This is a genomic window from Jannaschia helgolandensis, from assembly GCF_900109285.1.
Classification (GTDB): Bacteria; Pseudomonadota; Alphaproteobacteria; order Rhodobacterales; family Rhodobacteraceae; genus Jannaschia; species Jannaschia helgolandensis.
The window spans coordinates 22,035-47,278 of record NZ_FNZQ01000008.1 but is presented as its reverse complement, the minus strand read 5'-3'; the positions used below and the strand labels follow the sequence as shown (position 1 = coordinate 47,278).

The following is a 25,244-nucleotide window of genomic DNA, read 5'->3' as shown; positions in this document are numbered from 1 at the left end:
GTATCGCTCTAGGCTGCGATCACCTCGTTGGACACCGCATAAAGCTCTCCGGCACCGGTGCGGGCCTTGGCCATTTCGGCCAGCGCTTCGGGCAGCATGCGACCGGCAGCGAACCGGGCCAGCGGCGCACGGGCGTCGTCGGATTCGGCAGCCTTCAGGTGATAATGGACCCCCAGAACACGGGCGAAGGCGTTCAGATAGGATACCGATCCGGCGAAGCGGTCCTGCATGTCCTGCCCGACCATCCATTCGGTCAGCTTGCGCAGGTCGGAGACAGCGTCGCGCAGGGCATCGTTCTTCGTCGTCTCGATCCGGTCCAGAACAGCAAACGCGGCGGCCCCCCCGTCCATCAGCTTGCGACCGACCAGATCCATCGCCTGAATGCCGTTGGTGCCTTCGTAGATCGCGGTAACGCGTACATCGCGCAGGTATTGCGCGGCACCGGTTTCCTCGATGAAGCCCATTCCGCCATGCACCTGAATGCCGTCGCCCGCGACCTTGATGCCGGTATCGGTGCCGAAGGATTTGGCGATGGGCGTCAGGAATGCGCCACGGACTTGCCAGTCGGCATCGCCGGTCGCCTTGGCCATATCCAGCGCAACGGCGCAATCCAGCGCCAGCGCGCGCGCCGCAAACGTATCGGCCTTCATCGAAAGAACCATGCGGCGCACGTCGGCGTGTTGCAGGATCGTGCCGCCATTATCTTCTGGGCCGTCAGGCGTGCGGCCCTGACGGCGTTCCAGCGCATAACCGACGGCGTGCTGCATGGCTGCCTCGGCGATCGACAGGCCCTGGACGCCGACACCCAGACGAGCATTGTTCATCATCGTGAACATCGCGGCCATGCCCTTGTGCGGCTCGCCCACCAGCCAGCCGGTGGCGCCGTCGTATTGCATCACGGCAGTCGGGCTGCCGTGCAGGCCAAGCTTATGCTCCAGCGAGACGACATTCAGCGCGTTGGCCACGCCCGGATTGCCGTCTGCATCGGGGATGCGCTTGGGCACCATGAACAGGCTGATGCCCTTGGTTCCCTCGGCCCCATCGGGCAGCCGCGCCAGAACGAGGTGGCAGATGTTACCGGAAAAATCGTTGTCGCCCCAGCTGATGTAGATCTTCTGGCCCGTTACGGCATAGGTGCCGTCGCCGTTGGGTTCCGCCCTGGAGCGCAGCGCGCCGACATCCGACCCGGCCTGCGGTTCGGTCAGGTTCATCGTGCCGCACCATTCGCCGGAGATCAGCTTGGGAATATACAGGGCCTGAATTTCGGGCGAGGCATGGGCCTCCAGAGCCTCGATCTGGCCCTGGGTCATCAACGGGTTCAGTTGCAACGACAGGCAGGCCGACCCCATCATCTCGTTCACCGCCATGGTCAGCGCGATGGGCAGGCCCATGCCGCCGTAGTCCGGGTCGGCGGACATGCCCAGCCAACCGCCTTCGGCAATCGCGGCGAAGCCTTCGGCAAAACCGGGCGACGTGCGGACGACGCCGTTTTCCAGATGCGCGGGATGCAGGTCACCGGCGGGGTTCAGGGGGGCCAGGACCTCTTCGCACATACGGCCCGCTTCGGTCAGGATCGCGTCGACGGTTTCGGGCGTCGCCTCGGCAAACCTGTCTGTGGCGGCGACGCGGTCGAAACCGACTACCTTGTCGAGGACGAACTTCAACTCGGAGACAGGGGCGCGATAGGGCATTCAGAAACCTCCCACTCGGGAAAAAAGGGCAGTATAGGGCACTGACTTAGCTGCAACCTAGGGTGCGCCCGCGCATGGCATCAACCAAAACACAACGTCACACTCAAAAGCAGGGTCGCCTGACACCGGATCAGGTGCCTTTGGCGGCACAGATCCTGCGGGACGGGGGGCTTTTGGCCTTTCCGACCGAGACGGTCTATGGACTGGGTGCCGACGCCACCAACGGGCAGGCGGTCGCGCGTATCTTTGCGGCCAAGGGGCGGCCCGTGTTCAACCCGCTGATCGTGCATGTGGTCGATCTGGCGGCAGCGGAACGTCTGGCGGTATTCGACGATCTTGCCCGCGATCTGGCGGCGCGGTTCTGGCCCGGTCCGCTGTCGCTGGTTCTGCCGCTGCGCGAAGGCCATGGTCTGTCGCCATTAGTGACCGCCGGGCTGGAGAGCGTGGCGATCCGTGTGCCGTCCGCACCGCTTGCGCGTCGTTTGCTGGTGGCGGTCGGACGTCCGGTGGCCGCGCCCTCGGCCAATCCGTCCGGGCGTGTGTCACCGACGCGGGCGGAGCATGTGCGGGACGGTCTTGGCGATCTGATCGACGGCGTTCTGGATGGCGGGGCCTGCGCGGTCGGTTTGGAGTCGACGATCCTGAGGACTGCGCCATTGGCCTTGTTGCGCGAGGGTGGGCTGTCCGCCGAAGCCATCGAGGCGGCGGTGGGGCAGCCGCTGTCGCGCGATACCACGCCGGGCAAGGTGCAGGCGCCGGGGCAGTTGTCGTCGCACTATGCCCCGGCGCGGCCCGTTCATCTGGACGTGACGGAGCCGACGCCGGACGCCGTGCTGATCGGGTTCGGGGCCGTCGCGGGCGACCTGACCCTGTCGGCGGAGGGCGATGTTGTCGAGGCGGCGGCAAACCTGTTCGATATGCTGCACCGGGCCGATAGGCTGGCGCGTGCGCAAGAGGCGTTGTGGATCGACATTGCCCCGGTGCCGGAGGCGGGGCTGGGCCGCGCGATCAACGACCGGCTGCGCCGCGCCGCATCGCCACGGTAATTTCAGGCGCGGCCCATCTGGGCCGACAACCCTTCGGGCGCGATGCCAAGGCCGCGCAGGGCGGCGGGCCATTTCAGGTTGTCGTCACACCGAAAAATCGTCCAGTCCAGGGCCGGGGCCGTCAGCCAGGCCCCCTCGTTCAGTTCCTGTTCCAGCTGGCCGGGTGCCCAGGCGGCATGACCCCGCGCCAGAAGCCAATTTTCCGGGCCGCGCCCGTTGGCCACCGCATGCAGGGCATCATCCGACGCGGTCACACCCAGACCGACAGGCGTTCGCACCGTATTTTCGACGGCGTGGTAGTCATCGGAATGAAGCAGCAGGCATCGCGCCCGGTCCAGCGGGCCACCGATATGCAGGGGGCGCGGGTCGGTTGATTCACCCGCAACGCCACTGTCCCGCAGGTGTCGAAGTGCCGAACCCGTCCGAAGCGCGCGGTTCACGATCAGCCCCATCGCCCCGTCCGGGGAATGTGCGAACAGAAAGACCACGGATCGACGGAACCCGGCTTCGGTGAGGGCGGGAGAGGCAACCAGCAAGGTGCCGGTCAGACATCCGGGCAGATTTTGGATCAGCATGCGGGGACGGATACGATCATTCGCGATTTCAATCAACGATGCTGAGTATCGAATTGATTGCATCCCGCGCATCCCGGAGATCCGCACTGGCAAAGCCGTGATTTCCCCCCGGCGTCGCTTCGGGCATAGATGGGCGCATGGCCAGAATTTACCCGCGTTTCGCTTTTGCTGCCCTGACCGCCGCTTTGCTGGCGTTCGGAGCGGGTATCCCCCGGCCCGCCACCGCGCAGATCACCGATGTATCCCAGGTCATGGAGCTCGAAGTTCTGCCCGGCTGGCGGCGCGCCGACGGTGTGCATGTTGCGGGTCTCCGGATCACGCTGAAACCGGGATGGAAGACGTATTGGCGCGCCGCCGGTGCGGCGGGTATCTCGCCTCAGATGAACTGGCGCGGGTCGGATAACATGCATTCGGTCACGCCGATGTGGCCTACGCCGCAGGTGTTCCGTCAGGGTGGCAGTCTTTCGATCGGCTTTGACCGTGACTTCATCCTGCCGTTGCTGATCGCGCCCCGTGATGCCGGGCCGATCCGGCTGAATGGCGTTCTGGACGTCGGGGTCTGCGCGGATATCTGCCTGCCCGCCCGACTGTCGGTCGCCGCCGTGCTGGAGCCGTTGTCCAGCGTCGACAGAAGAATCGAGGCGGCGCTGGCCGACCGGCCCCGCCGCCTCCGCGCCGCCGCGCGGTGTCAGTTGCGGCCCATCGAGGACGGAATGTCCGTGACCGGCCAGATCGACGTGCCGCGTCAGGGCACCTCCGAGACGGTCGTATTCGAGGTGCCTGACCCGACGATCTGGGTCACGGATGCGGATACCGTACGACAGGGCGACCGGATCACGGGGGTCGCGGAGATGCTGGTCATGGGCGAGGGCGAATTGTCGGTCGACCGCAGCGACATCCTGATCACCGTCATCGGCGACCGGGGCGCGGTCGAGGTGATGGGCTGCACAGGCTGAGGCATGGCAACCGGCAGGAATGTCACCGGCACGGGCGGCGAATTTCCGCAAATCGGCCGGGCCCGACTTGAAGCGGGGCCGCGACCGCTCCATCTAATGTATGAGAAGGGAGACTACGATGGCTGTGAAACAAGGTAGCTTCGGAAAACTGATCGATGCGGTGACTGACCGTCTTTCGGACCTTCTCGACGGGCTCGTCCCTCAACCGGAGGCTGTTCCGATTCCGGTTCGCACCGATAAGCGCCGCCCGCGCTAGGTCAGGCAGGCGACGACCTTACCAATCAGCTCAACCGGTCCTACGCGACATTTATACTGTCTCGCGCCAGGTGAAGTTCAGGATGCGGCCCGGCGCAGCATGGGTCCGGCGACCGGAACCTTCTTGGGCTTGACCGTCAGACGGGCCAGCATGTCCGCCAGTTCCGGCTCATCCACCAGCTTGACGGCTTCGGACAGCGGAAACCATTTGCGGGTGCGCTCGCCCTTTTCCTTCCAGTCGGTTTTCAGATTATCGACGATCATCGGGTAGACGCGCACGCGGCATGGCAGCGCTGTCCCGTCATCCAGGATCTTGTCGTATCCGTAGGTGCCGAATACCTCGCGCGCTATGTGCCCTTCGGCCCCGGCCTCCTCCAGGGCCTCGATCGCGGCGGCGGCCCAAGGTTTGACGTCCTTCATGGTCCATCCCTTCGGCACGATCCATCGACCCGTATCACGGGACGTGATCATCAGGACTTCAACCGTTTCATCGTCTTTCCATCGCAGCGGGAGGGCCGCTATCTGCTCTCTGGGCTTCTTCACCGATTGGCTCCTTGGGCGCAACGCGCCGGTTCCGATCATGCCATACAGGTGATTCGCATGCAAATGCCGGATTTCAGCAGCCGTCAAAAGGCGCTTTTCAGGTCCCGCAGATCGGCAAGATTAAGCCAGGGTGCGAGGCCGGGGATCGGCGTGCGCTGATACCCTCCGGCAAGATGGGCATAGGCGACACCTGCCGCAAGGGCCGTCTGCCAATCGGTCACCGAGTCGCCGACACAAACCGTGTTGCCGGGATCGGTATCCAGATCGGAAATGACCCGAAGCAGCGGTGCAGGGTCCGGCTTGCAACCGACATTGGAGGCCAGCCATAATTTGTCGAGGCGGATGCCGTAGGGCGTGTCTGAAACCTCGATGATCCGGGCGCAGGGCACCCCGAAGGCGAAGGTAAATGCCATGCCGCGTCCGACCCCCGGCGCGGGCGTTGCCCCGTCCCAGGACGTCATCTCGGCGACCGCTTCGACGACCCTGCGCGACAGCTCGTGATGGATCAGGCGGAGGTGTTCGGCGATCGGGTCCACCCCGGCCTCCTGGATCGGTTCGTCCATGAAGGTTCGATGAAAAAGCCGTTGTGCGATGCGCCGACCGACCGCCAGGATTAAATACTGACACCTGCCGGGACGCGGTAGCCCGTTACCCGCCGATCCGGGAGCACAGAGGGCGCGTCCCAGGCGGTAGCGACGATGGCAACGTCGTGTCCGATGGCGGGAAGGCCCGTGCGTCAGATCTGGCTCTCGGCCACGGAATGGGCGGCGTCACGGCCATCCTGCCGATCATCGACGGACAGCACGCCGTCGCCCATCGCCGGGATGGTCACGACGGTCGCATGGATCATCCGGTCCTGCACCAGATCGCCGCCATACCGGAAGGTGCCGGTGGAGTTCGCCACCATGTCCGTCCGCAGGAACGGTTTGCCCGGCCAGCGCCAGCCGAACGGATTTCGGGGCGCGGCCCAGACCAAGCCGGTCGGCGGCAGCCTGTTTCAGCGTTTCGCGGGCCGAGGCACCGGCGGCCCGCAGCCTGTCGTGGGAATCCGGCACTGTCGTCGACCCGCGGGGAATGTTCAGGCCCAGGAACTTGGTGGCGACGGCCCCGGCCACCCGTCCGCTACGCGCCGCAAATCCTTTGTCCCATGCGGCCAGCGGAATGCTTTCGGCCGCGACTCTGGAGTTGTAGTAGGCCCCCGACACCGGCCCGAAACCGGTGCGAACGGTCTTGGGTCGACGTCCAGTTCCTCGGCCAGAAGATGGGTCTGGATCGAGACCGCGCCCTGCCCGACGTCGGCGCGCGGTGTGATCAGCGTGATGCCCGTCGCGTCGATCAGCACGAAGGGATTCAGAGACGATGCACCGGGGGGCAGGTCTGCCAGAATCGGGTTTTCGACCGGCTTGCGATAGGCATGGACCCCGAAGGCCACGCCCCCGGAATGGCGCGACCCATCTATGTGCCCTCGCCCTGGAGGACGCGGCGAATGGCGGCGCGGATACGGGAATAGGTGGCGCAGCGGCAGAGATTGTCGGACATGGCCGCGTCGATCTCGTCATCCGTTGGGGCCGGTTCAGAGCCAGTAGGGCCGCGGCCTGCATGATCTGGCCGGACTGGCAGTAGCCGCATTGCGCGACCTGCGTGGCCTGGTCTCCGGTTCAAGCCGGAATAGTGCTTACGGCAGGTCGCGACGGTGAACCAGCCGGTTCAGATCGGCCATGGGACTGATCCTGAGTCAGTAGATCGGGATCATCGGCCAGAGGGGTTCTTCCTTGAAATATGACATCAACTCTCCCAGCGGGATCAGGCTGAGGAACACAAGCGCGTCGGAAAGATTTCGGCGCAGGACATGAACATCGAATGTCACCTGTTTCGGCGTTGAAAACCCGCGCCCGCGCGGAAGGATGCGCGGAACCTTGGCGGCATAGGCGTCATAGGCAAGGCCAAACCTGTCGCGCAGAAACCGTTCCTCCTTGGCGGCAATGTCCGACAGGATAATCAGCACCGCACCGGTCAATACCGTCATCAGGACAAGGCTGCCCAGCATCATGCCGAAGCCTGCCGCAGCTATCGTCGAAAACAGATAGAGCGGGTGCCGGCAAATCGAATACGGCCCGTCCTGAATGATCGAGGCGTTCTTGTGCCCACCGATATACAGGATCGACCAGAACCGGCCCAGCACCCCTGCAATGATCAGCAAGATGCCGGTGGATTCGATAAGCTCCATTGCCAATTCAGGCAGGACATCGGCCGAACGTGTGAACAGGATCGCCGGAAGGCACAGCGCCATCGAAATCCGAAGCGTTGCAATGCGGCGTTTTTGGTTGGCGGGCTGGCTGTAAGTTTCGGTCACTGTAGGGTCCATTCACAGGATAGATGCCCGTCTGCTACGCCTGTGCAAGCGCTTTGCATAGCCGTCCGAGATGACGGATGATCGGTCGCGACCGGGGCTGGCGTTGATGGCGTGGTTGGTTCCGTCTAGACGTTCGTTCAAGTTCGCTTTCGAAGGAATCCCATGCGCGAGTCCTACGATCTTTTCATCATCGGCGGCGGCATCAACGGGTGCGGGATCGCGCGCGATGCGGCGGGCCGGGGGTTGTCGGTCGGTCTGGCCGAGATGGGCGACCTTGCGGGCGCGACGTCCAGTTCTTCGACCAAGCTGTTCCACGGCGGTCTGCGATACCTCGAATACTGGGAGATGAGGCTGGTCCGCGAGGCGCTGCGCGAACGCGATATCCTGATCCGCAACATGCCACATATCAGTTGGCCGCTGCGGTTCGTGCTGCCCCTGTCGTCGGACATGCGGTTCGAGGGCGGTACTCCCACCTCCACTCTGCTGGGCATAGTGATGCCGTGGCTGCGCGGACGCAGGCCGGACTGGCTGATCCGGGCGGGGCTGGCGATGTACGACAATCTGGGTCGGTCCAGCCTTCTGCCGGGGACGACGACGATTTCGCTGGTCGATACGCCCGAGGGCGCGCCGCTGGAAGATCGGTTCATCAAGGCGTTCGAATACTCCGACGGTTGGGTCGAGGATTCGCGGCTGGTCGTTCTGAACGCCCGCGATGCGGCCAACCGGGGGGCCGATATCGCCGTGCGCACCCGCGTCACCCGTGCTGAGCGGGACGGCGATGAATGGGTCGTCACGCTGAACGGCGAACGCGCGGGCAAGGTGCGCGCCAGGATGCTGGTGAACGCCGCCGGGCCCTGGGTCGGTGAGGTGATTGCAGGTGTGGTGCGGTCGAATGCGACAGAAGGCGTGCGGCTGGTGCGCGGGTCGCACATCGTGACCAAGCGGCTTTATGATCATGACAAATGCTATTTCTTCCAAGGCAAGGACGGGCGGATCATCTTCGCGATCCCCTATGAATATGACTATACGCTGATCGGCACGACCGATGCCGAGCACATGGACCCTGACGTCAAGCCCGTCTGCACGCCCGAGGAACAGGCCTATCTGCTGGATTTCGCGAATGGCTATTTCAAACGCGATCTGACCGATGCCGATGTGGTCTGGACCTATTCCGGGGTGCGCCCGCTGTATGACGACGGTGCGACCTCGGCGACGGCGGCGACGCGGGATTACGTTTTGAAGGTAGATGCGACGGGCGCGCCGGTGCTGAACATCTTCGGTGGCAAGATCACGACTTTCCGCAAGCTGGCCAATGCGGCGATGGTGAAGATCGGCGAGCATCTGAACGTCACCGGACCCTGGACCCATGACGCGCCGCTGCCCGGTGGCGACTTTCCGGTGGACGGGCAGATGGCGCAGGTTGGCAAGCTGCGTGCGCTCTATCCGTTCCTGACCGATCACTGGGCGCTGCGGCTGGTGCGGGCCTACGGGACGCAGGCGGCGCAGGTTCTGGGGGATGCGAAAACGACGGATGATCTGGGGCAGGACTTCGGGCATACTTTGACCGAAGCGGAAGTCGTCTGGCAGATGGACCGGGAGTGGGCGCGGACGGCAGACGACGTGTTGTGGCGGCGCACCAAGCTGGGGCTGCGGATGGACGCGGCGCAGGTCACGACGTTGCAGGCCTTCATTGCGGCGCGCGGGCCGTCCACCTGATCGCGACGGTTCGCAGAACCCGCTGGGTCACCCCCGCCAGCATGGCATCGCAACCGCAGAAACCGGACGCCGGTTCGCCGTAACTCAGACCGGGGCGTCCTGCCGGATCAGGCCTTCCGTCTTCAGGTCGGCCCACAGGCCAGCCGGAATCCGTGCCTTGGCCGCTTGCAGGTTGCCCTCGGATTCAGTCAGACCCTGACCGCCCGGAATGACCGAGACCGTGGACGGATGCAGCAGCGGGAACTGGAAAGCCGCGTCGATCAGGCGGGTGTCATGGGCCTTGCAGACGGTTTCGATCCGGGTGACGCGGTCGAGGATATCCGGAGTGGCGGGCTCATAGTTGTAATACGCGCCGGGCACCGGGCCGGTGGCAAGGATGCCTGAATTATACGGCCCGCCGGTCACGATGCCGACACCGCGTTCCTCGCAGAGCGGCAGGAAAGACGTCAGCGCCTCCTGCTCCAGCAAGGTATAGCGACCGGCCATCAGGAAGATGTCGAAGTCGCCGCGTTTCAGCAGCGTCTCGCAGACTTCCCATTCGTTCACGCCCGCGCCGAAGGCCTTGATGGTGCCGTCTAGCCGCATCCGTTCCAGTGCGTGATATCCGCCTGCCATAAGCTGGTCGACCTTGGCGTCGACGTTGGCGCGCGAGCCCTGGTTCGGGACGTCGATGTCATGGGCGAACAGCATGTCGATGCGGTCGATGCCCAGTCGTTCCAGCGAAAACTCAACCGACCGCATCACGCCGTCATAGCTGAAGTCATAGACCTCGTTGCGCGCGGGTACTTCGAACCATTTGCCGATGCCGTCGCGGGTGGTCTGGGTCGCGGGTTTCAGAAGACGACCGATCTTGGTCGACAGGATGTATTCGTCGCGCGGCTTGTCGCGCAGGAAACGATTGAGCCGCGTCTCGGACAGCCCAAGTCCATAAAGCGGCGCGGTGTCGAAATAGCGCACGCCACCGTCCCAGGCCGACTGCAATGTCGCCTGGGCCGCGTCGTCGCTGATCGCGCGATACAGATTGCCCAGCGGTGCGGAACCGAAGCCCAGCTCGGTAAAGGTCAGGCCGCCGTTGTCCAGGCGGTCCCAGTGTCGTGTCGGAAGGGTCATGAAGGGCCTCGGTTGCAGAACAGGATCTTGTCGAAGCGCGCGCGAAAGGCGGCGACTTCGGCAGCGAGCGTATCAGGATCGTCCCGCAGGGCGCGGGCCAGAAAGTTCATTATCAACGGAGCGTCGGCGGATGTCACGCCGCGCCGCGCAAGTTCGGGTGTGCCGATGCGCAGACCATTCATGTCGCCCGGAACTGCCTGGATAGGAAGGCCGATGCCGCAGGTCAGGAAACCCGCGCGTTCCAGCCGCCGCGCGGCGGTCTGGCCACCGCCGAGCTGGCGCGCGTCGAGGGCGAACTGGTGGCTTTGCGTGGCACCGCGGTCGGCGGCATAGACCGGCAGCCCTTCGGCCATGGCAGCCTGCGCCAAGGCTTGGGCCAGGTCGATCATTGCCGTCGCATACTCCGCCCCGTGATCGCGCCAATCCTGCAGCGTGACACCCAGGGCCGCGGTCTTGGAGACGTCGAAATTTGCGGTCAGACCCGGAAAGGCCACAGCCTCCAGCCGTTGCGCCACGTCTGCGTCGTTTGTCACGATCAGACCTCCGGCGGGCCCGCCCAGAGATTTATAGGTGCTCATGGTCATGACATGCGCGCCCTGTCCGATCGGGTTCGGCCAGGCCCCGCCTGCGATCATCCCGCACTGGTGGGCGGCGTCGAACATCAGATGTGCGCCCACGGCATCGGCAATGGCGCGCACGTCGGCCACCGGATGCGGGAACAGGTTCAGCGACTGACCCAGCGTGATGATACGCGGGCGGACCTGTTTGGCCAGGGCGCGCAATCCGGCAACGTCTACGGTATAGCCGTCGGCGTCGACCGGAGCTTCGTGGATCGTCAGGCCGAACAGCCCTGCGCACCCGGCGCCGTGGTGGGTGACGTGGCCGCCGATGCTGGCAGGCGGGACGATGATCGCGTCGCCCGGTTTGGCCAGCGCCATGAACACCATCAGGTTGGCGATGGCCCCCGACGGTACCCGCGCCTCGGCATAATCCGCATCGAAGACCGCGCAGGCGAGGCGGTGGGTGATCGTTTCGATCTCCTCGATCTCGCTCAGGCCCATTTCGTATTTATCGCCCGGATACCCCAGTGACGGGCGGCTGCCGATGCCCGAGGACAGCAAGGCCTCGGCGCGCGGGTTCATCACGTTTGTGGCGGGGTTCAGGTTAAAGGCGGTTCGGTCGTGCGTGGTGCAGGCGGCATGGGCCAAATCCTCGATCCGGGTGACGGGATCGGCAGGCAGGGGCAGGGCATCGATCCGTCTCTGCGCGGCAGCGGGCAACCAGGGGCGGCGGGCGAGATCGGTCATGGGAGGTCTCCATCAGACGGCGTTTCGAAGCTGACGGCATATCGCGAGGATCGGCGGTTGCGGTCAATTCAGGTTTCGTGAAACTGAGGGTCAGAAAAACTGAAGGCATAGCATGGCACTTCGTCCCGCCCGCGCCCCCGACCTGCCGATGACGGCCTTGCGCGCGTTGGAGGCGGCTGGCCGGTTGGGCGGTTTCGCCCCGGCCGCGGCGGAATTGGGCGTGACGCCCGCGGCCATCACCGCCCATATCAAGGGTCTGGAAGCACGACTTGGCCTGACCCTTTTCTCGCGAGAAGTGCGCGGTGTCGTTCTGACCGAAGCGGGCGTGCGCGTCCTGCCGAAGCTGACCGCAGCCTTCGACGCGCTGGAGGTCGCCCAGACCGCACTGCGACAGGAAGCATCGCCCTTGTCGCTGACCATTGGAACGCTTCCGTCAATCGCGCAACTGTGGCTGCGTCCGCGTCTGGCCGCGCTCGAGGCGACGATGCCGGGGCTGGCGGTGTCGATCACGGCGATGGAGGCCCCGCCCGATACCCGGCGTGACGCCACCGACCTGACGCTGTTCATCGGTTCGGGCGGGCGCGATTGGCTGGTGCCGGTCGCGGGCCCCGGGTGGACCGATGGACCACGCCTGTCGGACGCGACCTGGGTCGGAGACTGGACGACATGGCACCGCGCGCTGCCGGGTGAGGCGCTGCCCGGTCGCGGGGCCGGGCCGGTTCATTCGCTCTATGCCCTTGCCGTCGAGGATGCCCAATCCGGGCGCGGCGTTCTGATGGGGCGGCTTTCGCTTGTCGGATCGGCACTTGCCAATGGCAAACTGGTCGAGGTTGGCGGGCGTGTCCCCATGGCCGAGGGCATGCAGGTCACCGTTCGCCGTGGCTCCACTGCGGCACGGCGGGTTGCACGCCTGCTTACCACGTGGATTGCAGACGCTGACAGTGGAAGCTAGCCTGCCGATCCAAAGGGGCGTGTGCGATGGCAATATTGGTGTTTGGCGACAGCAACAGTCACGGCACGATGCCGTTGGCCGAACTGGGCGGGGTCGCGCGGCACCCGAAAGCGGCGCGCTGGCCCGATGTGGCGGCGCGCGCGCTCGAAATCGAAGTGATAAGCGAAGGCCATCCGGGGAGAACGACGGTTCATGACGATCCGATCGACGGGGTGCACAAGAACGGAATGCGGGCGCTGCCTGCAATACTTGAAAGCCACCGTCCGCTCGATCTGGTCATCGTCATGCTGGGCACGAACGACTGCAAGGCACGGTTTGGGCTGCGCGGCTGGGATATCGCTGCGGGTGTGGGCAAGCTGGCGCAGGTGGTTCAGGCATCGAATGCCGGACCGGGCGGCGCGGCGCCGCGCGTGATGCTCGTCGCTCCGGTTCCGGTCGAGGAAGCGGGCATATTGGCCGAAATGTTCCAGGGCGGGCGCGTCCGGTCGCGGGCAATCGCGCCGGCCCTGCGCGACGAGGCGGATCGGCTGGGCTGTGCGTTCTTCGACGCGGGCCGCGTGGCGGAGGTCGATGGGCTGGACGGTGTACATATGGGGGTTGCGGCGCAACAGGCGCTGGGCCTGGCCCTGGCCGAGGCGGTCAGGTCGATGTTGCAGGAGGGAACACCATGCTGATCGGGATACATCCGGCTTTGAATGCCGACGTCCTGTATGCGCTGCGCGCGATGGGGCACGGGGACATGCTGATCCTGTGCGACACGAATTTTCCGGCCGAGACGATTGCGCGGCAGACGACGCGGGGCAAGATGCTGCGGATGGAGAACCTGGACACCCGTCAGGTGGCCGAAGCGGTGTTGTCGGTCTTTCCGATGGACACATTTGTCGAGGATTTTGCCGCCCGGATGGAAGTGGTGGGCGATCCGGTCACGATCCCGTCCGTCCAGGCAGAGGCGCAGGAGGCAATCGCCGCGACGGGCGAGACGCGACAGATGGTGGGCGTCGAGCGGTTCGCGTTCTACGATCTGGCCGCGCGCGCCTTTGCTGTAATCCAGACCGGCGAGAGGCGGCCCTATGGCTGTATCATGCTGCGCAAGGGCGTGGTCGGACCGGACGGAGCCGTCACATGAGCGGCGTCGCAATCCTTGGCGTTTTTGTCGCCGACACGACCTTTACGGCGGACCGCCAGCCGGAGATGGGCGAGACGATCCTAGGCCGTTCCTTTACCCTCGGACCGGGGGGGAAGGGGTCAAATCAGGCGGTCGCTGCCGGGCGCGCCGGGGCGGACGTCCATTTCATCGCACGGCTGGGACGCGATGCTTTCGCCGATATGGCCTTGTCCGTCTGGTCCGAAGCGGGCGTCACGCCGGCAATCATCCAATGCGACGAGCCGACGGGCGCAGCGATGATTTTCATCGAGACCGGGTCCGGAGACAACGCCATCATCGTGGCACCCGGTGCCGCCGGGGGCATCACGCCCGCCGACGTCGAAGCGCAGGCGGATGTGATCGCCGGATCCGCGGTTTTCGTCACGCAGCTGGAACAGCCGATGGACGCCGCGATATGCGGCATGCAGATCGCGCGGCGCGCGGATGTGACGACCATTCTGAACCCGGCTCCGGCGGCAACGCTGCCCGACGGGATGCTGGCGCTCTGCGATTACATCACGCCCAACGAGACAGAAGCGCAGGCATTGTCGGGCATCGCTGTCACCGATCTATCCTCGGCCCGCGCCGCGGCGGATGCCTTGCTGAGGCTTGGCGTGGCGCACGCCGTGATCGTGACGCTGGGGGCGCAGGGTGTGCTCTATCACGACGCCGAACGGTCGGTGTCTATCCCGGCAGTCACTGCCGGCCCGGTGGTCGAGACGACGGGTGCCGGCGACGCCTTCAACGGGGCCTTCGCCACCGCCCTGGCCGAAGGGCGCGATCCGGTCGATGCAGCGCGGTTCGGGTGCGCTTGCGCGGGGCTGTCGGTAACGCGGCCCGGTGCGGCGGCGTCGATGCCGACGCGGGCGGAAATCGACGATTTGCTGGCGCTCTCGCCTATGGGTTCGGCTTAGCTCAGGGCCGCGATGATCCCCCGCAACTCCGCAAGGCCCCGCATCCGCCCGATCAGCGGATATCCGGGGGCGCTGTCGCGGGTCAGATCGGACAGGATCTGCTGGCCATGGTCGGGTCGCATCGGGATCGAATGATCGTTGCGTCCAGCGTCGCGGCGACACGATTCCTCGGCCAGAAGGCTGCGCAGGGTGGCGACCATGTCGGTGTCGCCCTCCAGATGCAGGGCCTCGTGGAAACTGCAGCGCCGCTCGTCGGAGAAGCCGTCGCGGGTGGTGTTACGCAGGTGGGCGAAATGGATGCGCGGGCCAAGGGTTTCGATGAAGGCGACCGGATCGAAGTCGGGGTCGACTCCAAGGCTGCCGGTGCAGAAGGTGACGCCGTTCGCGGCCAAGTCGACGGCCTGAGTGACCTGCGCGTAATCAGACTGGGTCGACATGACGCGCGGCAGGCCCAGCAGGGGAAATGGCGGGTCATCCGGGTGGCAGCACAGGCGCAGTCCCAATTCCTGCGCCAAGGGCGCGACCTCGGCCAGAAAGTCGATCAGGTTCGCGCGCAGGCGGCCCGCGTCGATGTCGGCGTAAGTGGCCAGATGGCGCCGCACCTCTTCCAGCGTCCAGGCGTCGTTCGCGCCGGGCAAGCCCGCGACGATATTGTCAGTCAGGGTGCGACGGGCCGCATCGTCCATCCCGGAAAGCCTGTCATGCGCAGCGTGGACCAGCGTTTCGGAATAATCCTCCGCCGCCCCGTCCCGCCCCAGAATGCCCAGATCGAAGGCGGCAAAGTCAATCAGGTCGAAGGACATGGCGTTGCCGCCATGAGGCATGGGGCGGCGCAGGTCGGTGCGGGTCCAGTCGAGCACCGGCATGAAGTTGTAGCAGATCACCTCAATCCCGCAGGCCGCGATGTTGTGCAGGGAAATGCGATAGGCGTCCAGATGCGCGGCCATGTCAGCGCTTTGCGTCTTGATCGCCTCGGACACCGGCAGGCTTTCGACAACATCCCATGTCAGGCCGGAGGGGGTGCCGTCGACGCGCGTGGCGATGGCCTTTTGGCGGGTCTCGATTTCGGAGACGGACCAAACAGTGGCCGGTGGGATATGATACAGGGCGGTGACCACGCCCTCGACGCCCGATTGCAACATATCGTCGGTGGTGACCGCGTCGTGGGGGCCGAACCAGCGCCAGGTCTGTTTCATGTCGTGCCCTCCGCCAGCATCTGCGCGCGAATCGCCAGTTCCATCGCTTTGTAGGTATGGGCCTGCGGCATTGCGGTCTCTGTTCGGTTCCGGATGTCGTCAATAAGTCGCGCGAAATACGGCAGGCCCGCGTCTGATGCGTCGACCTTTTCGCAGCGCGCGCCATTCACCAGGATCAGGTGGTCGGTGCCCTTCGTGCCACCGACGTCGATATATTTTCGCAGCTCGATATATCCTTCGGTCCCGAGGATCGTCAGCCGCCCGTCGCCCCAGGTCGGCAGGGCGTCGGGCGTGTACCAGTCGACGCGAATATAGCCATGCGCGTCACCCGATTGCAGGACAATTTCGCCGAAATCCTGCAAGCCGGGGTGGATCGGATTGGCATAATTGGCGACGTAGGCCCGGAGGACCGTGGCGTCCGTACTGCCGGTCAGGAACAGGAACTGGTCAATCTGGTGGCTGCCGATATCGGTCAGGATGCCGCCGTATCGTGCCCGATCGAAAAACCAGTCGGGTCGGGTGGCCGCATTCAGGCGATGCGGACCGAGGCCGGTGGTCTGGACGACGCGCCCGATTGCGCCTTCGGCCACCAGTTCGGCGGCGCGGGTCATGGCGGGCACCTCGAACCGTTCGGAAAAATCGATGGACCAGATGCGCCCGGTCTCCTCCTGCGCGGCCCGGATCGCGTCGAGCTGTGCCAGAGTGGTGCAGCCCGGCTTGTCGCTCATGACGTCCTTTCCCGAGCGCATCGCCGCGATGGCCAGATCGGCGCGGTCGGCGGGAACGGCGGAGATCAGGATCAGGTCGATATCAGGGTCGGCCAGCAGGGCGGCTTTGTCGCAGCGGGAGACATTTGGAAAACGTTTGGTGAATCCGGCCAGCGTCTCCGGCGTGCCATCGGTCCAGTAGCCCGCGAAATCAGCACCCTCCGCCAGCAGGTTGGCGGCCATTCCGAAGATGTGCCGATGGTCGATGCCAAGTGCGGCGAAGCGGATCATGGGGCAATCTCCACGGCGCGACCTTCGGTCGAGGACCGGATGATCGCTTCGATCAGGACATGGATGCGCAGGGCTTCCGCACCGGTGCTGGTTGGGTTGCGACCGTCGCGCAGGGCGGCGGCGAAATCCTCGATCGCAGCCTGATGCCAGGCGTGGCCGAACGCCATCGGATCAGCACCGCCACCGGTCTCGGACGAAAGGCCGATATTCTCGGTCGTGCCGTCGGCCCAGTCGATCGTCAGCCGCCCGTGAACCAGGCGCGCACTGCCGTTCGCGCAATGCAGGGTGATGCAATCGCCGCCGCCCGGACGGCTGGCCGTGGTTGCGACCAGCGACCCGACCGCGCCCGAAGCATAGTCCAGACCGGCGGTCACGAAATCTTCCCCCTCCATCCGGTGCAGGGCTGTCGTGCGGGCCATCGCCTGCACGCGCGATACCGGACCAGTGAAGGTCAACGCCAGATCCAGGATGTGGATCGCCTGGGTGATCAACACGCCGCCGCCGTCGCGAGCATAGGTGCCGCGTCCCGGCTCGTCGTAATAAGATTGTGGCCTCCACCACGGCAGGTCGATCTGCACCGCAGCGAGCGTGCCAAGGCCATCCGACGCAAGCAGGTCGTGCAGGGCCATCGCGTCGGGTCGGAACCGGTGCTGGAACACGACGCCCAGAGGCACACCTGCCGCCGCGCAGATATCGACGATGGCGCGGGCCGCTTTCGCCGTCCGCTCGACAGGTTTTTCCATCAAGATGGGTTTTCCCGCAGCGACCAGCGTGGCGACGATATCGGCGCGGGAGTCGGGCGGCGTGCAGAGAATGACGAAATCGACGTCAGACGCAGCAATGGCGGCAAGATCGGGGAAGACATGCGGCGCGGTTCCAATGACAGAGGCCATGCGGTTGGCGAAGGCCTGAGCGCGGGTCGCATCGCGGGACATCACGCCCGCCAGTGTGACGCCCGCCGCATCGGCGATGGCGCGGACATGGGTTTCAGCGACCATGCCGAGGCCGATCAGGGCTGCTTTCATCTTAGTCTCCTCCGGCGTCGTGGGTAGGACCGGATCGGGAGGTTGTAAAGGATCGGGATGCCGGTATACAGGTTAATAATGCTGTCCGCCCCCCTTATCCTGCGCCCGATCGACCCGGCCCGTCCCGCCGGCCCGCAAATCTTCGATGCGTTGCGCGGCGCGATCCTGCGGATGGATTTCGTACCGGGACAGGTGTTGTCAGAAGCGGACCTGGGCACGGTGCTAGGGGCCAGCCGAACCCCGGTGCGGGAGGCTTTGATGCGTCTGCGTGAATTGGGGCTGGTCGAGACACGGCCCAGTCGCGGCACCTATGTCACGCCTTTGGACGCCGCACGTATTCGCGAGGCGCAGTTTCTGCGCGAAGCGCTGGAAGTGGCGAATGTCATGCGACTGACACAAGCCGATCTGCCGGATACGGTCGATGCCAATCTTCAGGCGCAGGCTGATGCCATCGCATGCGCCGACGATATGACATTTCAGGCGCTGGACGATGCGTTTCATCGTTTGCTGGCCGAGGCAACGGGACTGAAACGACCTGCCGTCGTGCTGATGCAGGAAAAGGCCCAACTGGACCGGCTACGCGTTTTGTCCCTGCGCGATGGCAGGCGATTGGGCGTACTTCTGGACGAGCATCGTGCCATCACGCAGGCCATCCGCTCTGGCGACGCAAGAACAGCCGAGGCCACGATGCGTGCGCACCTGAGGTCGGTTCTGGATGTGCTGGACGATCTTGCCGCACGGCATTCCGATTATTTCACCAGGGGGAGACGGCGATGACCGGGACCATGGCAGAGCTGCGCCTGAAGGGCCTGGCCAAAGACTTGCATGCACAGATGGCAGACCTGCCCATCGTTTCGCCGCACGGGCACACCGATCCGGTCTGGTTTGCCGAAAACGCGGCCTTTCCCGATCCCGCCGCTTTGCTGATCAAGCCGGATCATTATGTTTTTCGGATGCTCTACAGCCAGGGCGTTGCGCTGGAGGATCTGGGGCTGGGGGCTGGTGCAGGCCGGGATCCACGCGCGGTCTTCGACATCCTGGCGGCGCATTGGCACAAGTTTCTCGGCACGCCCTCGCACCTGTGGCTGGATGCGACGTTTCGCGACGTCTTCGGCATCGACATGCCTCTGACGCCCGAAACCGCATCCGCCATCTACGACCATATAGACGCGGCGCTCCAGACCCCTGAGTTTCGCCCGCGCGCCTTGTTCGAGCGGTTTGGCATCTCGACGCTGGCGACGACGGACGGCGCTTTGGACGACCTCCGGGCGCATCGGGCCATTGCAGGAAGCGGCTGGACCGGACGGGTGATTCCGACGTTCAGACCGGACGCCGTGCTGGACCCGGCGGCCCCGGATTATGCCCGTGACATTGAGCGGCTGGGCGAACTTACGGGTCAGGATAGCGAAAGTTTTGCCGGATACCTTGATGCGCTGCGGGTGCGGCGCGAGATGTTTCGCAAGTTGGGCGCGACGGCAACCGATCACGCGGTGACGGAACTCAGGACCGAATGGCTGGATCATGCGACCGCCGGGCGATTATTTGCGGGAGCCATCAAGGGGTCGCTGACGGCACGGGAACAGGACCGCCTGCACGGTCACATGCTGATCGAGATGGCGCAGATGTCGTGTGACGACGGATTGGTGATGCAGATACACGCCGGGTCTCAGCGGTCGACCAATCAGGCGTTGCTCGACGGCTTCGGCAAGGACATGGGCGCCGACATTCCGCGTCGGACCGATTGGGTCGGGGGATTGGACGCACTGCTGAACCGGGTCGGGAACGACAGTCGGATGCGCCTGCTGGCCTTTACACTGGACGAGACGACATATGCGCGCGAACTGGCCCCGATGGCCGGGCACTGGCCTGCGTTGCGGTTGGGCCCGCCATGGTGGTTCCACGACAGCGCCAACGGCATTGCCCGTTATCTGGATCAAGTCGTGGAAACGGCGGGATATTGGAACCTGGCAGGGTTCAATGACGATACTCGGGCATTCCTGTCGATCCCGGCACGACATGACCTGTGGCGGCGGGGTGTCGCGCTGCACCTGGCCGAACAATGCGATCGCGGTCTTATGGGTCGGGACGATGCCGCGCGGATCGGGCGTTGGCTGGCCCATGATGCGGCGGTCGATGCCTATCGGTTGGACGCGGCGTGACAGGTCGCATCCTGCATTTCGGGCCAGGTAATTTTCATCGGGCGCACCAGGCAATCTTTACCCAGCAGGCGGGCGGTTGGACGATAACGGGTGTGTCGTTGAAAAGTGCCGAAACACGGGATGCGCTGGCGGGACAGGCGTTCGATTATACGCTGGTCATTCGCGATGCCGATGGGGAGCGGATGGAGCGGATGACTGTGCTGGACGACATTCTGGTCGCGCCGGAGAACCCCGATGCAGTGCTCGATACACTTGCCGACGGATCGGTGCAGGTGGTCACCGTGACGGTGACCGAGAAGGGCTATCATCTGAATGCGAACGGGCGGTTGAATCTGTCGGATCCAGAGGTGGCTGCGGATCTGGACACCGACCTGCCACGAACACTCGTCGGGTATCTGGCGCGGGGTCTGATGCGACGGCAAATCGATATGGCCGGACCGATCAGCGTGATAAGTTGCGATAATCTGAGCGGCAACGGCGCCAAGCTGCGAACCGCCGTGATGGATTTCGCGCAGGCGGCGGGGCTGGGTCTGACCCTGTCAGAGGCCACATTCCCCGATACGATGGTCGACCGGATCACGCCGCGCGCGCCGGACGACCTTTCGGATCGTGTTGCCGCGATAGATTTGCCGTACGCCGCGCCGGTTGTCACCGAAGGCTTTTCGGAATGGGTGATCGCCGATGATTTTGCAGGGCCGCGCCCGGCCTGGGAGACTGCGGGTGCACGGCTGGTCGCGGACGTCGCCCCGTTCGAGGCGCGCAAGCTGCGGATGTTGAACGGGGCGCATTCGATGCTGGCCTATGCCGGGCTGAACCGTGGTTTCGTGCATGTCCACGAGGCGGTTGCGGACCCCGACCTGCGAAGGCGGTGTCGGGCATTGATGCAGGCAGCAGCAGGCACGTTGCAGGGTGTCGGCGAGGATGAGTTGCGCATCTATGGCGAGGCATTGATTGTGCGCTTCGACAACCCGGCATTGCAGCACGCGCTGGCGCAGATCGCGATGGACGGTTCGCAGAAGATGCCGGTGCGGATCGGAGCTGTGCTGTCCGAACTGGCGGCGACAGGTGGCGATACCGGCCCGCATGTCTTTGCCCTGGCAGAATGGTGCCGCTTCGTGATCGGGCAGGACGGCACTGTATTGGACGATCCGATGGCGGAGCGTTTGGCCAAGGCGGCAGGCGAGGGCGACCCCGTTTCGGCGTTGCTGAACGTGATAGGGATAGGTTTGCCCGAGGTAGAAATGGAACTTGTTCGTGCTTCGCTGCGAGGAACAACGGATCAAGACATAAAGGGAACGGCCATATGACAACCATCGACTCCATCGAAGTGCGCCTTTTCCATATTCCGCTGGCCGAAGTGCTGGTGGATGCCAAGCATGGCGATCATCATTTCTTCGAGCTTGTCACCGCTACCGTGCGGCTGACGGACGGATCGGAAGGCACGGGATATACCTATACCGGCGGCAAGGGGGGGCATGCGATTGCCGCGATGATCGAACATGATCTGGCGCCCTTTCTGACCGGCAAGAACCCGGCGGATGTCGAGGATCTGTATGATGCGATGCAGTGGCATGTGCATTATGTCGGACGCGGTGGCATTGCGTCGTTCGCGATTTCGGCGGTCGATATCGCGCTGTGGGATCTGCGCGGCAAGCGGACGGGTCAGCCGCTGTGGCAGATGGCGGGCGGGGCGGGGCGGACCTGTCGCGCCTATTGCGGCGGAATAGACCTGGGCTTTTCACTGCCCAAGCTGCTGGACAGTGTGCGAGGCTATCTGTCACGCGGTTTCGACGGAGTTAAGATCAAGATCGGGCAACCGACGCTTGCTGAAGATGTCGAGCGTATCGCCGCCGTCCGCGACCTGATCGGTCCGGACGTGGCATTCATGGTCGATGCGAATTATTCGATGACAGTCGACGAGGCGATCGCAGCGGCGCAGGCTTTCGCGCCATATGACTTGCTTTGGTTCGAGGAGCCGACAATTCCCGACGACTACGCCGGATACGCCCGCATCGCGGAGGCAACGGGAATGCCGCTGGCGATGGGTGAGAACCTGCACACGATTCACGAATTCGGCTACGCTTTCGATCAGGCCAAGCTGTCGTATATCCAGCCCGACGCGTCGAATTGCGGTGGTATAACGGGCTGGCTTCAAGTCGCCGAACTGTCACAGGCGCACAGCATCCCGGCGTGCAGCCACGGCATGCAGGAGTTGCATGTATCGCTGGTCTCGGCGCGTTCCAATGCGGGCTGGATCGAAGTGCATTCCTTTCCGATCGACACATATACGATGCGCCCCCTTGTGGTCGAAAACGCGCGTGCCATCGCCCCGGATACACCGGGCATCGGTGTGGCCTTCGACTGGGCGAAACTGGACGCGGCGAATATTCTCGGTCGTTAGGCGTCAAGACATGCCGATGGGTTACAGCGTCGTCATAAACCTGGATCATCATCAAGCAGATGAGCAATATCGACGGCAAAAAAGTCAGCGGTGCGAGGTCGCAGAGGCCGTCGCCGATCGTACGATATCGATCCTTGTGGCTTGCCCGCCACCCAGACGGCCATCGGATCATAAAACCGAAAATTAATATAAAATACATAAGTTTGACGTTTCAATCGGACAACTTAAATTATCTGTCACCATCCGAGGCGGCGAACGTCGTTCGGGTTTGACTGTATTGGGGACGTTTCATGTTACGGCAAATGGCGGATCGGCTTCAGGGTTGTATCGGTGCGGATCAGGTGTGGGATGTCGCCGTGTCGGTCCTGCCCGATCTGGACATCGATGCAGCGATCTTCGTCGATGCTACCAATCCGAATGCGGTCCGCGTCCGCAGCACAGCCGACGATCACTGGACACGCACGTACCAATCTTCTGTTCAATGCGGACGTGATCCCTTTGCACGCGTCTGCCTGTCCCGTGTCGAAGCGGTGCTTACCGGAGTTGGACATCTGGCGGCGCACGATTACCTGACCCTTCCGGAGCAGGAAGAGATCGCAATTGGAAGCGCCGCTCTTGGAATTTCTACTGGCGTGTCCATAACGTCGATCCCCGGCATTGACGGTGCAGGCGCCGGATGGAATCTGATGACCCGACTGTCGGCGCGCGAGTTCAGTGAGTTGTATGCCGATCGGGAAGCCGAATGGCGGGCCTGGTCGCAACTGACCTTCGCCAGCCTGTGGTTTATGTCCGGTGTTCGGAAGCCGTCCGCGTTGTCTGTTCGGGAACGCGATTGCCTGGCGCATGTCGCGGATGGCCTGCGCGTAGCGGAAATTGCCGCGCGGCTTGGAATTGCGGAAGTAACGGTCGAGATGCATCTGCGTAACGCCCGCATCCGGCTGGATGCGAAAACTCGCGATCAGGCGGTGGCCAAAGCCGTTATGAACAGGATGATCTGAAAAGCATCTGGGGTGCTTCGGTCGTGCCCCAGGATCATCAGGGTCGGATCGCCGGAACACCGTGAGGTCCCTGCCGTTCCGGTACAATTTTGTGCGTCGGACTAGACATCACTGGCTGGACCAACATGATTTTTCCACTCAAATGCATCCAACAGGCTTTCATAGGCCCGCCATGATTTTGCACGCCGAATTGCGCTAGCCCGAGGAAATTCTCATGAAACGATCCGCCGTTAATTCCATCCTGACCGAAGGTGATGCCTTTATCCGCAGCTTTGGTTTTGTTCTGCCGCCCTTCGCCTACTGGTCTGCCGAAAAGATGCGTGCGGCCAGCGGCACCGACATCCATGCACGGGGCCTGGGGTGGGATATTACCGATTACGGCGAGGGCCGCTTCGACGAAATGGGCCTGTTCCTGTTTACAACGCGCAACGGACAGGTCGAGCACCTGAACAACGGCAAGGGCATGCTTTATGCCGAGAAGATCATGATCACCCGCGACCGGCAGTTGTCGCCGATGCATCGGCACAATGTGAAAGCCGAGGATATCATCAACCGCGGCGGTGGCGATCTTGTGATCGAACTGTTCGCCCCGGACGCCGACGGCGGTATTGACCGGTCTTCGGATATTACCGTGCCAAGCGACGGCATGCCTGTCACACTATCGGCAGGTGGACACCTGCGCCTGAAGCCTGGAGAAAGCGTGACCTTGATGCCAGGCATATGGCACGCGTTCTGGGCCGAAGGGGGCGATTGTCTGGTGGGAGAGGTCTCCACCGTCAACGATGACAGGACAGACAATGTCTTCGAGCAGCCCATCGGGCGGTTCTCCCGGATAGAAGAAGATGAGGCACCGATGTATCTGCTGGTCTCGGATTACAATTGATCCAGAAACATCGGCGCGGCTTGTGTTGCGGTGGCACCGGGTATTTTTTCTGCAATTTCCGGAAGGACGGGGGGCAAAGCGGTTCCGGGGATCAATGACTTTACGTGATCGCAGATATCGGACCAGTTCCGTCGACATTGCGGCAGATAAGTTTGCCTGTACCAGTGTTGCGCAAGCGCCTGCTGCGCCTGCAATTCATCAAGGTTGGAGCAGATATCCTGAGTGATCTCCGCGAACCGCATCAATTTGGCAGTCTTCACCAGATCGGACGGGAGGAGACCCTGCAATCCGTAACACTTTTCGGTCACCACAGGCGTACCGACGGCCAGTGCACCGATGATGCGCGGCGTTTCCAGATGGTTCGATCGATGGGCGTGGATATTGATGCAACACTGCGACTGGGCCGCGACCTCTTCAAGGGAAATGCCGGAATGCGGAGACATGCGCAGTCCCCGTCGGCGTAGATCCTCGATGATCCGCAATCGTCGCGGCGTCATCTGACCGACAAAACACACATTGTAGGGTCTGTCCGCCAGGGCGATCGCCGGGCCGGTGACATTCGGAGAGACACCGATGCCAAAACCCAGGACGGGTAGTCTCAGATGTCGTTGCAAAACCCTGGTCTGCGGCGCGAAATAGTCGAGCAGAAGATCGTAGCCGACCAGCTTGTCCATGAGCATCCGGCGTTTGCGCCGGATCGCGCTCCACCCCTCCTTGCTGACGCGCAGGGGGTTCCCCATGACGGCGACAACCGAAAAGTTCAGATAGACATAGAGACATCCACGTCGCCGACGGTGTCGGGCGAAGCCTTCTCCGATCACGAAGACAATAGCATTGTCCGGGTGGTCCGCCTGGTCGATTTCATCGCAGACATAGAGGGCTGTGTCGGCCCCGAAATTAGCCGTCAGAGTGGCATGAACGAACCGTGCGACGTGTGTGATATGATCGAAACTAACTTTTTGGATGACAAGGCAGGCATAATACATGGCCTTTGGACCCCAATTTACTGGCAATACATTGCG

27 protein-coding genes and 1 pseudogene are annotated in these 25,244 nt (G+C 63.7%); 14 read left to right on the top strand and 14 right to left on the bottom strand.

Annotation, left to right across the window (positions count from 1 at the left end):
* Positions 1–8 precede the first annotated feature (8 nt).
* A complete protein-coding gene (locus tag BMY38_RS16295) occupies positions 9–1,691 on the bottom strand; it encodes an acyl-CoA dehydrogenase (RefSeq protein ID WP_092764845.1) in 1,683 nt (560 codons plus the stop codon).
* A 74-nt stretch (positions 1,692–1,765) separates the two neighbouring features.
* Here BMY38_RS16295 and BMY38_RS16290 point away from each other — a divergent pair, with 74 nt between their 5' ends.
* The gene (locus BMY38_RS16290) at positions 1,766–2,737 is read left to right on the top strand and encodes an L-threonylcarbamoyladenylate synthase (protein WP_092764843.1); all 972 of its coding nucleotides are present in this window, start codon (positions 1,766–1,768) and stop codon (positions 2,735–2,737) included.
* A 2-nt stretch (positions 2,738–2,739) separates the two neighbouring features.
* Here the strand turns inward: BMY38_RS16290 and BMY38_RS16285 are convergent, their stop codons facing one another.
* Positions 2,740–3,375: a YqgE/AlgH family protein gene (locus BMY38_RS16285; protein ID WP_175495926.1), complete on the bottom strand. Its 636-nt coding sequence runs from the start codon at positions 3,373–3,375 to the stop codon at positions 2,740–2,742.
* Between the two features lie 74 nt (positions 3,376–3,449).
* Between BMY38_RS16285 and BMY38_RS16280 the strand changes: the two genes are divergently transcribed.
* Positions 3,450–4,268, top strand: coding sequence for a protein-disulfide reductase DsbD domain-containing protein (locus BMY38_RS16280; RefSeq protein WP_092764839.1), 819 nt, complete (start codon positions 3,450–3,452; stop codon positions 4,266–4,268).
* Positions 4,269–4,386: 118 nt separating this feature from the next.
* A complete protein-coding gene (locus tag BMY38_RS18245) occupies positions 4,387–4,524 on the top strand; it encodes a hypothetical protein (protein WP_175495925.1) in 138 nt (45 codons plus the stop codon).
* A gap of 77 nt (positions 4,525–4,601) precedes the next feature.
* Here BMY38_RS18245 and BMY38_RS16275 read toward each other — a convergent pair whose 3' ends face one another.
* From BMY38_RS16275 to BMY38_RS16250, 6 genes and pseudogenes are all read right to left on the bottom strand, one after another.
* Positions 4,602–5,066, bottom strand: a complete 465-nt coding sequence (locus tag BMY38_RS16275; protein WP_245737657.1) for an NUDIX hydrolase — start codon at positions 5,064–5,066, stop codon at positions 4,602–4,604.
* A gap of 83 nt (positions 5,067–5,149) precedes the next feature.
* The gene (locus BMY38_RS16270; protein WP_092764837.1) at positions 5,150–5,629 is read right to left on the bottom strand and encodes an HAD family hydrolase; all 480 of its coding nucleotides are present in this window, start codon (positions 5,627–5,629) and stop codon (positions 5,150–5,152) included.
* Positions 5,630–5,802: 173 nt separating this feature from the next.
* On the bottom strand, positions 5,803–6,042 hold the full coding sequence (locus tag BMY38_RS16265) for a hypothetical protein (RefSeq protein WP_092764835.1): 240 nt from the start codon (positions 6,040–6,042) through the stop codon (positions 5,803–5,805).
* A gap of 102 nt (positions 6,043–6,144) precedes the next feature.
* Positions 6,145–6,498, bottom strand: a complete 354-nt coding sequence (locus BMY38_RS16260; protein WP_092764833.1) for a hypothetical protein — start codon at positions 6,496–6,498, stop codon at positions 6,145–6,147.
* Between the two features lie 23 nt (positions 6,499–6,521).
* Positions 6,522–6,712 (bottom strand): annotated as a pseudogene (locus tag BMY38_RS16255) (2Fe-2S iron-sulfur cluster-binding protein); the annotation flags it as partial.
* Between the two features lie 89 nt (positions 6,713–6,801).
* Positions 6,802–7,419: a methyltransferase family protein gene (locus BMY38_RS16250; RefSeq protein ID WP_245737656.1), complete on the bottom strand. Its 618-nt coding sequence runs from the start codon at positions 7,417–7,419 to the stop codon at positions 6,802–6,804.
* A gap of 162 nt (positions 7,420–7,581) precedes the next feature.
* Between BMY38_RS16250 and glpD the strand changes: the two genes are divergently transcribed.
* Entirely contained in the window at positions 7,582–9,135 is a 1,554-nt protein-coding gene (gene glpD / locus BMY38_RS16245) for a glycerol-3-phosphate dehydrogenase (protein ID WP_092764829.1), read from the top strand.
* 84 nt (positions 9,136–9,219) lie between these two features.
* On the opposite strand, the gene BMY38_RS16240 is transcribed toward glpD, so the two are convergent.
* Both BMY38_RS16240 and BMY38_RS16235 read right to left on the bottom strand, forming a co-directional pair.
* Positions 9,220–10,245, bottom strand: a complete 1,026-nt coding sequence (locus tag BMY38_RS16240; protein ID WP_092764828.1) for an aldo/keto reductase — start codon at positions 10,243–10,245, stop codon at positions 9,220–9,222.
* Complete coding sequence (locus BMY38_RS16235) at positions 10,242–11,552, bottom strand: serine hydroxymethyltransferase (RefSeq protein ID WP_092764826.1); 1,311 nt, start codon at positions 11,550–11,552, stop codon at positions 10,242–10,244. Before BMY38_RS16235 ends, BMY38_RS16240 begins: the two co-directional genes overlap by 4 nt.
* 112 nt (positions 11,553–11,664) lie before the next feature.
* Between BMY38_RS16235 and BMY38_RS16230 the strand changes: the two genes are divergently transcribed.
* The 4 genes from BMY38_RS16230 to rbsK are packed head-to-tail and all read left to right on the top strand — an operon-like array spanning position 11,665 to position 14,562.
* Positions 11,665–12,504 carry a LysR family transcriptional regulator gene (locus BMY38_RS16230; protein ID WP_092764824.1) on the top strand — a complete coding sequence of 280 codons (840 nt, stop codon included), beginning with the start codon at positions 11,665–11,667 and terminating at the stop codon, positions 12,502–12,504.
* Between the two features lie 26 nt (positions 12,505–12,530).
* Positions 12,531–13,178 carry an SGNH/GDSL hydrolase family protein gene (locus BMY38_RS16225; protein WP_092764822.1) on the top strand — a complete coding sequence of 216 codons (648 nt, stop codon included), beginning with the start codon at positions 12,531–12,533 and terminating at the stop codon, positions 13,176–13,178.
* Positions 13,172–13,630, top strand: a complete 459-nt coding sequence (locus tag BMY38_RS16220) for an RbsD/FucU family protein (protein WP_092764820.1) — start codon at positions 13,172–13,174, stop codon at positions 13,628–13,630. Before BMY38_RS16225 ends, BMY38_RS16220 begins: the two co-directional genes overlap by 7 nt.
* Positions 13,627–14,562 (top strand): ribokinase, encoded by a 936-nt coding sequence (gene rbsK / locus BMY38_RS16215; protein WP_092764818.1) that lies wholly within the window; start codon positions 13,627–13,629, stop codon positions 14,560–14,562. Before BMY38_RS16220 ends, rbsK begins: the two co-directional genes overlap by 4 nt.
* On the opposite strand, the gene uxuA is transcribed toward rbsK, so the two are convergent.
* From uxuA to BMY38_RS16200, 3 genes are read right to left on the bottom strand one after another with little or no spacing between them, the layout of a single operon-like run.
* A complete protein-coding gene (gene uxuA, locus BMY38_RS16210) occupies positions 14,559–15,758 on the bottom strand; it encodes a mannonate dehydratase (protein WP_092764816.1) in 1,200 nt (399 codons plus the stop codon). The two genes, rbsK and uxuA, sit on opposite strands and share 4 nt — an antisense overlap.
* Positions 15,755–16,756, bottom strand: a complete 1,002-nt coding sequence (locus BMY38_RS16205; RefSeq protein ID WP_217638827.1) for a Gfo/Idh/MocA family protein — start codon at positions 16,754–16,756, stop codon at positions 15,755–15,757. Before BMY38_RS16205 ends, uxuA begins: the two co-directional genes overlap by 4 nt.
* Positions 16,753–17,781 (bottom strand): Gfo/Idh/MocA family protein, encoded by a 1,029-nt coding sequence (locus BMY38_RS16200; RefSeq protein ID WP_092764814.1) that lies wholly within the window; start codon positions 17,779–17,781, stop codon positions 16,753–16,755. Before BMY38_RS16200 ends, BMY38_RS16205 begins: the two co-directional genes overlap by 4 nt.
* A 78-nt stretch (positions 17,782–17,859) precedes the next feature.
* On the opposite strand from BMY38_RS16200, the gene BMY38_RS16195 reads away from it, so the two are divergent.
* The 6 genes from BMY38_RS16195 to BMY38_RS16170 all read left to right on the top strand — a co-directional run bounded on the left by BMY38_RS16195 (position 17,860) and on the right by BMY38_RS16170 (position 24,222).
* Positions 17,860–18,558: a GntR family transcriptional regulator gene (locus tag BMY38_RS16195; RefSeq protein WP_092764812.1), complete on the top strand. Its 699-nt coding sequence runs from the start codon at positions 17,860–17,862 to the stop codon at positions 18,556–18,558.
* Entirely contained in the window at positions 18,555–19,940 is a 1,386-nt protein-coding gene (gene uxaC / locus BMY38_RS16190) for a glucuronate isomerase (protein ID WP_092764810.1), read from the top strand. Before BMY38_RS16195 ends, uxaC begins: the two co-directional genes overlap by 4 nt.
* Positions 19,937–21,247: a mannitol dehydrogenase family protein gene (locus BMY38_RS16185; RefSeq protein ID WP_092764808.1), complete on the top strand. Its 1,311-nt coding sequence runs from the start codon at positions 19,937–19,939 to the stop codon at positions 21,245–21,247. Before uxaC ends, BMY38_RS16185 begins: the two co-directional genes overlap by 4 nt.
* Positions 21,244–22,341 (top strand): mandelate racemase/muconate lactonizing enzyme family protein, encoded by a 1,098-nt coding sequence (locus BMY38_RS16180; protein WP_092764806.1) that lies wholly within the window; start codon positions 21,244–21,246, stop codon positions 22,339–22,341. The genes BMY38_RS16185 and BMY38_RS16180 overlap by 4 nt, the downstream gene beginning before the upstream one ends.
* 290 nt (positions 22,342–22,631) lie before the next feature.
* Complete coding sequence (locus BMY38_RS18315) at positions 22,632–23,339, top strand: helix-turn-helix transcriptional regulator (protein WP_217638826.1); 708 nt, start codon at positions 22,632–22,634, stop codon at positions 23,337–23,339.
* A 214-nt stretch (positions 23,340–23,553) separates the two neighbouring features.
* A complete protein-coding gene (locus tag BMY38_RS16170) occupies positions 23,554–24,222 on the top strand; it encodes a D-lyxose/D-mannose family sugar isomerase (protein ID WP_092764802.1) in 669 nt (222 codons plus the stop codon).
* Here the strand turns inward: BMY38_RS16170 and BMY38_RS16165 are convergent.
* Entirely contained in the window at positions 24,213–25,208 is a 996-nt protein-coding gene (locus tag BMY38_RS16165) for a CgeB family protein (protein ID WP_092764800.1), read from the bottom strand. The genes BMY38_RS16170 and BMY38_RS16165 overlap by 10 nt on opposite strands.
* Between the last annotated feature and the right edge of the window lie 36 nt (positions 25,209–25,244).